Origin of the sequence: Vibrio sp. RM-41-2B (genome assembly GCF_024744415.1) — a bacterium.
Classification (GTDB): Bacteria; Pseudomonadota; Gammaproteobacteria; order Enterobacterales; family Vibrionaceae; genus Vibrio; species Vibrio diabolicus.
The window spans coordinates 229191-241063 of sequence record NZ_JAMQWD010000015.1; the positions used below are offsets into that span (position 1 = coordinate 229191).

Annotated in this window: 10 protein-coding genes and 1 tRNA gene; 6 read left to right on the forward strand and 5 right to left on the reverse strand. The window is 41.8% G+C overall.

Translation table 11 applies throughout. From position 1 onward, the window contains the following. Positions 1-19: 19 nt before the first annotated feature. Positions 20-439: a D-ribose pyranase gene (gene rbsD / locus NB463_RS11240; protein WP_258431022.1), complete on the reverse strand. Its 420-nt coding sequence runs from the start codon at positions 437-439 to the stop codon at positions 20-22. A 472-nt stretch (positions 440-911) separates the two neighbouring features. Here rbsD and NB463_RS11245 point away from each other — a divergent pair, with 472 nt between their 5' ends. The 4 genes from NB463_RS11245 to NB463_RS11260 all read left to right on the forward strand — a co-directional run bounded on the left by NB463_RS11245 (position 912) and on the right by NB463_RS11260 (position 5968). Next, on the forward strand, positions 912-3278 hold the full coding sequence (locus NB463_RS11245) for an EAL domain-containing protein (RefSeq protein ID WP_085344715.1): 2367 nt from the start codon (positions 912-914) through the stop codon (positions 3276-3278). Positions 3279-4122: 844 nt separating this feature from the next. Beyond that, positions 4123-4764, forward strand: coding sequence for a murein L,D-transpeptidase catalytic domain family protein (locus NB463_RS11250; protein ID WP_006741014.1), 642 nt, complete (start codon positions 4123-4125; stop codon positions 4762-4764). Between the two features lie 335 nt (positions 4765-5099). Continuing rightward, the gene (locus NB463_RS11255; protein ID WP_005397143.1) at positions 5100-5558 is read left to right on the forward strand and encodes a hypothetical protein; all 459 of its coding nucleotides are present in this window, start codon (positions 5100-5102) and stop codon (positions 5556-5558) included. An 86-nt stretch (positions 5559-5644) separates the two neighbouring features. Then, the gene (locus NB463_RS11260; RefSeq protein WP_182032857.1) at positions 5645-5968 is read left to right on the forward strand and encodes a hypothetical protein; all 324 of its coding nucleotides are present in this window, start codon (positions 5645-5647) and stop codon (positions 5966-5968) included. A 125-nt stretch (positions 5969-6093) separates the two neighbouring features. Here NB463_RS11260 and NB463_RS11265 read toward each other — a convergent pair whose 3' ends face one another. Then, entirely contained in the window at positions 6094-6774 is a 681-nt protein-coding gene (locus NB463_RS11265) for a DedA family protein (RefSeq protein ID WP_258431232.1), read from the reverse strand. A 575-nt stretch (positions 6775-7349) separates the two neighbouring features. After that, entirely contained in the window at positions 7350-7868 is a 519-nt protein-coding gene (locus NB463_RS11270) for a DUF4136 domain-containing protein (RefSeq protein WP_053807830.1), read from the reverse strand. Between the two features lie 371 nt (positions 7869-8239). Here NB463_RS11270 and NB463_RS11275 point away from each other — a divergent pair. Beyond that, positions 8240-8314, forward strand: a tRNA-Gly gene (locus tag NB463_RS11275). A 17-nt stretch (positions 8315-8331) separates the two neighbouring features. Here NB463_RS11275 and NB463_RS11280 read toward each other — a convergent pair. Beyond that, on the reverse strand, positions 8332-9189 hold the full coding sequence (locus tag NB463_RS11280; protein ID WP_005397136.1) for a sterol desaturase family protein: 858 nt from the start codon (positions 9187-9189) through the stop codon (positions 8332-8334). A 7-nt stretch (positions 9190-9196) separates the two neighbouring features. Further along, positions 9197-10207 (reverse strand): DUF2804 domain-containing protein, encoded by a 1011-nt coding sequence (locus NB463_RS11285; protein WP_053807831.1) that lies wholly within the window; start codon positions 10205-10207, stop codon positions 9197-9199. A gap of 302 nt (positions 10208-10509) precedes the next feature. Here NB463_RS11285 and gdhA point away from each other — a divergent pair, with 302 nt between their 5' ends. Continuing rightward, positions 10510-11862 carry an NADP-specific glutamate dehydrogenase gene (gene gdhA / locus NB463_RS11290; RefSeq protein WP_258431230.1) on the forward strand — a complete coding sequence of 451 codons (1353 nt, stop codon included), beginning with the start codon at positions 10510-10512 and terminating at the stop codon, positions 11860-11862. Positions 11863-11873: the final 11 nt, after the last annotated feature.

The following is an 11873-nucleotide window of genomic DNA, read 5'->3' on the forward strand; positions in this document are numbered from 1 at the left end:
TGTCCTCAATATCTCTGGCTTAAAAAACCACGCCCGCTTGAAAGATAACGTTCGCGTATGGCGAGCATTCGCCAGTTCGAACGACAGCGCGGCTTTGTGTCGTGCGTGCTTTAAATGCTTCATGTGACACGTAGCTGATCTCGATAAATTTACCCGTTTCTTCGCTCTCTTTGCTCAGTTCGTTAAGCAATGCTTGATGCAAAACAGGGCTTACATCAGAAAACTCTTCCGCAATAATGACCCCTTCGATTTGCGACTCAGATAGAATCACGCGAACAGTATCAAGAAAACTTGGTACGCCATGCGTTAGCGCCAAATCAATTCGCTGTACATGCTCAGGGATTGGCAGGCCAGCGTCACATATCGTGATCTCATCGGTGTGGCCTAGCGTCGCCACCAAGTAAGAAATATCTGAGTTAATTAGGGTACTTTTTTTCATCTCATCGACCTTTCGGTTACACGTTCATACAACCATGAGCGCCTGTTTTAAAGTGCTTTCGTTATTAACAGAAAACTCATCGAAACGTTTCGATGAAATAGTAATTCGTTGTGGTAATTTGACCAGAGTGAGATCGATAAGGTGTGAGAATGATCCGTAATTAACGGGTCATCGAATAGTAAAAAGGTACATGAGTCACACTTTGCCATCGAAACGTTTCGATATCTGGTTTAATCGACACTTGAAGTGAGGTTTTTAAAGACAGTTGAAAAAGAGGTACGTCCCATTACTGAGAAACACTCTAGTTAATGAGATGGAAACCTTACACATCATCACAGTTCTTGGATGGTTGTCTGATTTTGGAGAACGCTCACCTTACAATCTGGTTACAATTTGCAAAACACATCATCCGTTCAGTACCTTATGTGGTATGCGACGTTTGTAGGGACACAAACGGAAACACAAAACCATAATGAAGTTAAGCAATCGAGTCATCTTGCTTGTCGCGCCAGTGATCTTATTAAGCGCGCTGGTATCAAGTTATATTATTTACAGCATTCAAAAAGTAACGCTCATCAAGCGAGAAGACAGCTATATCCAATTGCAAATGGAAAAGCTCGCAGGGCAGTTCCGACAAGCCAACATATTCCTCAATAGTTATGCATACACATTAAGCAAAAGTGATGTATTGCAAGACTACTTGGTGAATCATAGCAATCCGTATCGTGAGCGCGTGTTATTTAACCGACTCGATGAAACCGCAGATGTGTTAAGCCATGGCTATACAGGCGATGCAAGCATGGCGATTCTTGACGGGAAACAAAACCTTCTTTATTACACAGAAAATAAATACTACGAATCATCAGGTGTAGTCGACCCTAAGGTATTGGATTACATCTCGCGAAGCTTTAGTACGAGAGAAGCGTTTAACCATACTGGCTTTATTTACAATTCCAGCGGGCAAAGTATTCTTCTGCAATACGAACTCATCGACAAACGAACAGGGACACAACCTCTAAGTTTTGATCCGCAAAATGTCTTTTTCGTGGTGGTATCGGTATCGCTCGAAGCCTTCAATGAGATCAAGCACGAAATCGAGTTCGACACGCATAGCGTGATAACTTTTGCCGACAAGCCTATTTATCTCGATATTCCTCTCGCTCAGACGATTGAACTATTGCCACACTTTTATGCGGTACTATCCCCTGCTGAATATTTGATGTGGAATAAAGTCGATAAAGTGTGGCTAGAACTGGCCCTTTCCTTTGGTGTGGCGGCGTTTTGCACCATCACCTTAATTGTTTTGGTTTTGTATCGTTATGTATTACACCCCGTTTCTCGCCTCGATAAACAGCTACAAGAGCTGGAAACAAATCAACGCGGCAACATTGAAAAGCTAGAAACAAACGATGAAATAGGACGCTTATCCTCACGCTTTTTTGATATGTATGAAGAGCTCAACGTCATATATAAGAAGACAAAACGCCTGGCTGAAACGGATCACCTAACGCAACTCGCTAATCGCCATCGTTTCCATGAACTTGCAACTCGTGAACTCGTCTCCCCTTCGCAGCATTTGTGGGTCATTTATGTCGATCTCGATAACTTTAAGTACGTTAATGACAAATACGGGCATGAACTGGGAGACAACTTATTAAAGGTGTTTTCATCACACATCAAAAATGTCTGTCAAAAATTCTCGCACGACTACGATAGTCCCTGTTTTGCAGCAAGATTGTCTGGTGACGAGTTTGCTATTTTATTGAGCTCAAATCAGGATGCACAACGCCTACCCGACTTGCTGGCCTCAGAGTTGCTAAAACCGATTAGCAATCTCAGTCCATCTTGGAGTAATTCATTCCCCGTGACTGCAAGCGTAGGTATCGCTCAGTACCCTCAAGACGGTACAGACGTCGCGAAATTACTCTCCAGTGCCGATGCGGCAATGTATCAAGCCAAACGAGCCGGGAAAAACCAGTACGCTTATTACTCAGCTGCTCTCAATGTTGAGTCTCAAAGACGCAGTCAGCTTGAGCGAGCGCTCAGAAAAAGCAACGTGGAAGAAGAGTTCCATCTCGTTTTTCAACCCTATATGAATAATCGGGACAACGAGATTGAAGGACTAGAGGTATTATTGCGCTGGGAAGCGGAAGGCATTGGCCCCGTGCCTCCGAAAGAGTTTATCCCAATCGCGGAACAGGCGGGCTTATTTGATAAAATTGATCGCTGGGTTTTCGCCAATGCAACTGCAGAATATCACCAATTAAGAAATATTTTTGGCAAAGACATTGTCCTGTCGATTAACCTCTCTTCAGCAGAACTTAACTCCATCGAAATGGCGAATTATATTCATGACCAAGCAAGCAAAAACGGTGTGAAACCAGAATGTATTGAATTAGAAATAACAGAAACCTTTGCCGCAGAACAACAAGGTACAGCATTACTTGATGAGCTGTCGAAGCGTGGCTATCGTCTCGCCATTGATGACTTTGGCTCTGGCTATACATCGCTGACTCAACTTGTTCAATATCCAGTTCAAAAGATCAAGTTTGACCGAGAGTTCCTCGTTACATTGATGAAAACCAACAACGGTCATGTGATCAAACCCATCATCGATCTATGCCACGCTCAAAATAAAACGGTCACCGCAGAAGGTATTGAGCACAATGTTATGCATGAATGGTTATCGGCCTACCGCTGTGACTATATGCAAGGCTATTTATTTGGTAAGCCAATGAGTAAGGAACAACTGAATTTGTGGTGGCAATCCGCAAATGACGATAGCCGCTTCGATGGTTCCATAGTAGGTTCAATTACTGTTCAAGGGACATCTTATTAAAGATTAAGTACAGAAGCCATGTATGTGGCTGCTGTACTTATATAATATAGAAACAAGACTTTACCCCTAGTTTCAATAATATAAGCAACCACATAAGTTCGTACGTTAATTTTTGGCATTATTATTTTTCGATGAAAGCTCTAAGTTATTTAAATATTTAATCAAAACGATAGAATTAATTTCTGGTAAGTTTAGTTCAGACTTTTATGTATTTAATTGAAAACATGAGGAAATAAGTAAAAGCTGACAAAACTTACTTTTGTACTGCTAATCACCGGCTTAGATGATTCGTGTAGAAGCTCATTTGTCGGCTCCACTTAGACTTAGCTTTATCACTTGTGAACAGGAAATGCCCTTCTTCTCGGTATTTCTCTACCTTTCTTATCCATCTTGTTGTTTACCCACTCACTTAAAATGCACTAACACACATAACGAGTTGACGTTACGATTTGTTACGAGTCAAATCACAAATCTAAACGCAGGCTGAATAGACGCACAAAAGACAAACACATTGAAATAAAAAGAGTTTCTAATCTAGAAAAAATAAAACGTCGTTTTTATAAATTCGCCATCTCACAAATATCCTTAAACACAGTTTTATTAATTACGCATATCAGATATTATTTATGCCGAAGTTTATCGAAACAATCGATTAACTTCATAATTTATTTGAGTTTCAAACAGTTAGTTTTTAACTTGAAAACTTATCGTTAACCCAATATTAAGTACCTAAGCGTACAATAAGAAACATTGGGAATAGAATTATATTGATGTGCATGTTGTTTTAACGAATGCATGAAGCAATCGGTAAATTTGTAACACCATAGAGTTTTATTTAGCCAAGATGAAAAAGTTAATTTTATTATTTATATGGACATTTCTGTCTGCCTCTCCTTTTGCCTTTGCAAAACAAGCAGATAACGAAGTCAAAAGTCACATACCACAGAATCAAATTGAACAAGTGTTCAAACAAGCAAAGTTAGATGGCGTAGTAGACTTTAAATTGTTTCGTGACGCTTACATCGCGTACCAAAAAACACCTGATAGAAAGAAATCAGTACTAACCATCATCGACTATAGTAAACCATCGACTGAAAAACGCTTTTATGTGGTTGATTTAGATAAAAAGAAGCTTATCTACAATACTTATGTTTCTCACGGTGTGAACAGTGGAAAGAAAACAGCGACGCAGTTTTCAAACGTGGTGAACTCGCGTAAAACTTCGCTGGGTACGTTTTTGACTGACACCACCTACTACGGCTCAAATGGCTATTCACTTCGACTAGATGGTCTAAGCTCAGGGTTGAACGATAAAGCTCGCGAGCGTTATATCGTTGTGCACGGTGCCGACTATGCTAACCCTTCTTTTATCAAGAAGAATGGTTACCTTGGGCGCAGTTGGGGTTGCCCAGCACTGCCAAAGAAGTTGTCTCGTGAGATCATTGACACCATAAAAGGCGGCAGTGTTATTTACGCAAGCGCATAACACGGGTGCAAATCATGTGGGGAAGAATGCTCTATTTCTTCCCCAACAAATAATCGGATTGACTCAAGCTTCCAGGCCTCATGACTCTCTTTCTTTACCTATTTTTCCAGTTTTCGCTTGCTTCAACGCTAAAATTATTTAGGTATTAGCTTATACCTAAATAACATCAGAAAACTCTGTTCATCCCTCTTCCATCTCGTTAGTATACGCTGAGTTGGTCAGACACCGATTTTCATTGTTATCATAGTGTCACTAAGATTCCGTAGTCATAGTGATAGTCTATGACGTTATATGTTTAGGGTTACTTCTTGCGTTATCTACACCGTATATTATTGATGCTTTCATTGTCCCTATTTTCAGGGTTCATCGCTGCCTCATATGCGCATACGTATCACCACACTAAACATTACACCTCTGAACGCTTACTTAAACTCGCGCAACAAGACGATTTTGAACTAGCACACAGCGAATTCCATACATTTGCCTCTCCAAGTTCTTGGGGCTCAGAAGGTTATTATCTGCACATAAAGCGCGAGTTGTTAGCGCTGGTTTCCTGCCGCCGAACATCCGCCACTGATGGTGTTTTATCATCAGATTTTACTCCTGATTATTTTTTACTTGTTGCTTTCTCTTCCCCACCACTATTGGAATTGGCGAAACAAGCATCTCGCTTACCTCTTGATGGTTATGGCGGGCTGATGAGTAAACGCTCTCTCTATCGACTCTCAGGAAGAAAAGAAGCCAATTTGATGTACGTCTTTACTCATGGTCGCAACGCCTTCCCTGTTGTTTAACTTTTTATGACATACAGAGAACACGGAAATGTAACGATGAGAACCAATACGCTCATTGTTACTAGAACCAATTTGAGGTCCATATAATGACAAAATTCGCTACGACTATCGCACTAGCATTACTATTTGCAACGGGCTCTGCCTTCGCTAACACAGAAGCAAAGCCAGAAGAAATGAGCAATGAGACTCTGCTAGAGTGTGCCAACGTTTCTAATGCACGTATTGCGATTCCAGAACACAGAGCGATGTTCAGACACTACCTAATGTCTGAAAGAAACTATAGTTTCAGCCAGTTATCTTCTGCTGAGCTTGAATTTAAAGCAGCAGATAAGAATGAATCCGAAGTAGAAACTATCTACAAGTCTCAATGTAAAGAGGTTGGCGAGTATCTATATAGCATTGGCTATTAAATTCGAACCCCTAACGACACTAAAAAAGAAAGGCGCATACATTGCGCCTTTCTTTTTACTGATAAAAACCAGCCGATTAGATGTCTAATCTGTATACAAGCTTAAAAGTGCAAAGCAAAGTAAACTTACTGGGAAAACTCTGACACATCCTTGGATTTACAGAACGTTCGACGTGCTTTAACAAACAAGAAACTAAGCCCCCCAATCACAAGAGTAATTATTGGGGCCGCCATTAATAGCATTGTGATCGCTTTGCTCATATTGTCTGGTAGCAAAGGAAGCAATAAACCAAAACCGCATAATATCAGCGTCCATAAAATCGCACTCAACCACGCAAAGTAATGGAATTTACTAATACGTTTCACTCGCAACCCCATCATTAATGGCAATAGGGAACGAACAACCGGAATAAACCGCGCACAAAAAAGCGCAATCAATCCATGTTTACTGAGTAATACGTCGACCTGTTCCAAACGCTTTTGAGGAACCGCGCTCACCCAGCCTCGTACCTTAGGTAAGCGATTTAGCCACTTGCCTTGTAAGTAAGCCGCCCAACTTCCCAATCCCGCACTAACAGCTATCACCAACATGATCATTATTGGATCAAGGACACCAACCGCCGCCAGCGTACCGGATAATACGACGACACTGTCGCATGGGAATGGCGCAGCAGGAATAAAACCACTTTCCAAAAAGATAAGCGCAGCAACAACAAAATAAACCAATCCTGCACCGCCTGGCGCCATTAACGCCGTGAAATCTTGATGCCAAAAGGCACTCAAGACCTGAATTATCGAATCAAACATAAACCGCTCCTAAGCATAACTAACCAAAAATTGTAAAAACATGGAATGTGTTAGCGAGCATGTATAAAGCGGTATATGAGATTCGATTCTTTCCTCGCACCGACTCTGTATTTAGAATGAGTAAAAATACTTTCAACACAACGACCTAAAGCTTCATTGCCGATGCGTTTTAGCGGCCCCATCGAGTGAAATGCCGAACGATGTGTCCACCATACTACAGCAAGCGTTTCAAACCATTCGAGTTCTACATCGTCGTTCGAGCTCGTTTCCTTAGAATGGCTAACCCTCAATATATTCCGGCTGTTTAAACTCGGATAGTCTTGTTGTATTGGAGAGACAGGGTATTCTGAAAAGTGCTTCGACTTAGCGTCAACAGCAATATTCTGGTTATGAAAGGAAAGAAAATTTGGGTATGAGTGCGCCAGACTCATGCTCGGAGCCAACAAGCAGAAAAGTAGTCCGAGTAAAACAATCAGAGTCGTACGCACAAAGGTAACCAAAACCAAAATAATAAGTTCTTTTAACCCTGTGCGTAACAATTGGCAATTAGTATTCTTAATCGTTAAGAATACTAATTATTTTTCACCGTAAGGGTAGTTTTCAAACATTTTCGCAATTTCTTCTTCAATCAGAGACTCTCTTTTCTCAGAGCTCATAGACTCAGATAGTTTCCTGCTTGAAACACCTTTCCACACAACCTGATTAGCCTTTGCATCAACAAGCTCTACCACCAGTTTGCCATACTTACGTTCTTTGTATCGTTCCGGGCTTGAAGTGATCACGCCAAAGCTATTCCAACCATAACCGAAACTCACCGAAGACCCAGAAGAGACAAGCTCGGACTCTTCGACGATATCATGATGAACGTAAAGGTCCCCACCACTATTCACTTTAATTAAGCCCTTGTCTTCAAGCTGTTCAGCCAATCCTTGTTCAATACGTCGACCATCAATACTCGTAGGGGCTTCTGCTTGGGCACCGAAATCAAACGTTCTGTAAGCTGAAAAATCGGCTTGCTTATCAACATCCGTCGTTACGGTTGTACAAGCAGACACGAGCATCATCACCGTCCCTAATATCAAACCTTTCCACATGTTAAATCTCCTTTGGTTAAGCTGACTGTTTCAGCGGAATTACGCTAGTGCTATACATACGCTTCAGCAGTAAAAAGTAATCATTTCAATATCTAGTCTTGACCATGAAACGTGACTGTTCAATAAACGCAATTAACCTTTACACTGACAATCTTGAATATCATCAATACCTAAACGCTAGTAAACAGTGTGTTTGCCCCTAATTAGCAGCCATCGATTTTAGAAGCGGAATCTCTGACCCTCCTGAAAAACAGAGACAATGAACACTTTAACACCAAGACGCTACTTTTTTAGGCATCTGACAAACAATTGATGAGAAAAGACTTTTCTTTTTCGTTCAGTGTGGCATATTAACTGCGTCCTATCGATGCGCGGGCATCGTATAATGGCTATTACCTCAGCCTTCCAAGCTGATGATGCGGGTTCGATTCCCGCTGCCCGCTCCAATCTCTTTTATCTCAATCTACTCAAAAGAATCCGATGGCGGAGCAAATAGACAGCGCCAACGTTGTTTCCACGTTAAATTTGGTCGTGTTACGTCATAAAACATATCTTTCCATTCTGCAAACGTCACACGAATGGGATTAAAGCTGTTTACAGGTTTAGAAATTCCATACCTAACGGTTTCCACTTCTGGTTCAAACGTTCCAAACATCCGATCCCAGATAATCAACACTCCCGCGTAATTTTTGTCGATGTACTGACGGTTTATACCATGATGAACACGATGATGAGATGGCGTATTAAATACCCACTCTAGCGGTCCAAGCGAGCGAATTGATTGAGTATGAACAAAAAACTGTAAGCCCAGATTAAACAGCACAACGAAGACGACCCACTTGGGATCAAAGCCAATAATCACCAAAGGCAACCAGAAAATCCACATTCCCGCTAACGGATACATCAAGCTTTGACGAAACGCGGTGCTGAAATTCATTCTCTCCGAGCTGTGATGGACCACGTGCGCAGCCCACATCCAACGAATACGGTGGCTAGCTCGATGAAACCAGTAATAGAAAAAGTCTTGCAGAACGACAAGTAGCAAAAACGCTGAAACGCTCATTTCGATATCAAACAATCGCCAATCAAACCACCACAAATATAACTGAGCAATCAGTAAACCCGTGAGTATGTCTGTCGCTTGGTGTAAGCCCGCAAGTACAAAATTACATACAACTTCCGGAATATAATACGTCGCGCTTTCAGGCAAACGTCCCCTTCGTTGTCCAAACCAGTACTCTGCAACCATACATAAAAAGAAAACTGGCGCCAAAATCATCAGAAGTAATTCAGGGCGTTCCATCAACTGTGTCCAATCCATTGTGTTTCTACCATTTTGTATAGTGATCTTCAGTAAGACCTATGACTTCTTCTAACTGATGTTTGATACCATTCCCATCAACGATGTAGCCAGAGAAATAGCCGATATATTGACGAAAATTGCTTTTGAGAAACCAAAAGTTCTTCTTTTCTGAACGTCGATTTAAAGGCGTGAATACTAGGTCAATCCGTTTATCTTCCGACGTGATATGCCACCTTTGTCCTTCATCATTTCGTGAAAATTGAAACTGAACAGGCTGTAAAAAATGCCGTTCACCATTAATCCAGAATACATTTTCACAGTAGCCCGTTTCATTGACACCCGCAGCTAAGTTCAGCCCCAACCGTCTGCCGCTTTCAAAGCAATTAATACTCGCCCACCGCCAGCTTGTCTCCCGTCGCATGTACCCAGCGGAAAAGTCGTAACCAGCAGCCACTTCTGAGAGATCTTGTTCCTTTCCTAATATGAATAAATTGCCATCTACCGTTAACGCATTGTGCTTCTGCGTATAAGTCCAACCCGCATAACCGGTTGGCGTACATAACATTAATGGCAAACTCATACTTTCTGGACGTAAGTAGAGATCAGCATTGACAGACTTTGTCACAAAGTGGACGTGCCAAATACCATTCTGAATAGAAAACTGAATACTTTTGTCAGCAAGATGGGCATGACTAGACCAACTGGAAGGCTGAGTTTGATAATCAATATTAAAAGGCTTTAACCACTGCTGCTCCACTAACTCATTATTTTGAATGTCAAACAGATAGCAAAAACCAGATGCTAAATACCTAATATCCGCAATCGCAACCCCAATCACGTAGTTAGGTGTGACCAAATTAACGAACTGAAACTGCTTATAATCACAGTAACGGCGCCACTTAGACGCTGGCTTATCCATCTCATCAAGGTAGGTAAACTTATCTAACTGTAAAGATGTGGGAATCCCATCAAGATGGCCAAACACTGGTAGACCGTCTTGCTGCATAAACGAGTCCAGAGTCTTAAGCTCATGCATATTTTTATCTTTTTCGAGTCAACACGCTCAAATGTTAACACCGAGTTAACAAAAACAGTTTGCGTGACAGCACAACAATATCGACTAATTTGGCTTCTGCTCGCTATATGTGAAACCGATCACTCAGCTATCCACTCATGTCACTCACTTAATCTTCCTCATCAATACGACCAGAAGTTGGAAATTGAGCATTCTCATCCGCAGGAAAGACCATTATAGCCATTGAGAATTAGTCAAAATCACTATTTAATGGGAATAAATTCATATAAACTGATTGCTTATTCATATCAAGGAAGAGATCTATGTCACACATACACGATACTATTGTTGCGTTGCAACACAGTAGCCCGGCTCAAAAAGAGTTTTACCAAGCCGTAGAAGAAGTATTAACTTCTCTCGCTCCTGTCATAGAAAGCAATAATAAATATAAAGAACAAGCGATTATCCAAAGAATCGTAGAACCAGAACGTCAAATCATGTTTCGAGTTCCTTGGGTCGATGACGCTGGGAATGTGCAAGTAAACAAAGGCTACCGCGTCGAGTTTAACTCCGCGTTAGGTCCATACAAAGGCGGACTGAGGTTCCATCATTCAGTGAACGCGAGCATCATAAAGTTCCTCGGCTTTGAACAGATTTTTAAAAACGCGCTTACTGGCCTTCCAATTGGTGGCGGAAAAGGCGGTTCAAACTTCGATCCTAAAGGAAAATCTGACGGTGAAATCATGCGATTTTGCCAATCATTTATGAACGAGTTATACCGCCACATTGGCCCTGCTACCGATGTTCCTGCTGGCGATATCGGCGTCGGTGCGCGTGAAATTGGTTATATGTTTGGTCAATATAAGCGATTGACGGGACGCTACGAAGGAGTACTTACAGGCAAGAGCCTTCTTTGGGGGGGCTCACTTGTTAGAAAAGAAGCAACGGGATACGGAACCGTATATTTTGCGGAATGCATGCTCAATGACCGTAATGATTCACTAAAAGGCAAAACTTGCCTCGTTTCAGGCGCAGGTAACGTCGCTATCTATGCAATTGAAAAGCTATACCACATGGGAGCAACCCCAGTAACATGCAGCGATTCTAGAGGCACGATTTATCATGAGCACGGTATTGATCTGCAGCTCCTCAAGCAACTTAAAGAAGTGAAAAGAGTAAGTTTAGAAGAGTATTTAGACACTTACCCTGAAGCAGAGTATACGCCGTTGGGTGACTATCCTAATGAAGGGCATGCTGTATGGCGATATCAAGCTGACGCCGCATTTCCTTGCGCGACCCAAAATGAACTGACGTCAAACGATGCTCTTGCTCTTATCGATAATGGGTGTGTTTTGATTAGTGAAGGCGCAAACATGCCAACCACTCGTGATGCGGCCAATATCATCGTGGATTCCGAAATGGCTTATGGGCCAGCGAAAGCAGCCAATGCAGGCGGCGTTGCAACCAGTCAGCTTGAAATGGCACAAAATGCCAGCATGCAAAACTGGACCTTTGAGCAAGTCGATAGCCAGTTGCAGGCCATCATGAAAAACATCTTTATTAACGCAAACGAAACCAGTCGAGAATTTGGTCAGCCTGGTAATTTAGTTTTAGGTGCAAACATTGCCGGCTTTAGAAGAGTCGCTGATGCGATGATCGAGCAAGGCATCGTTTAGTTCACAATAGC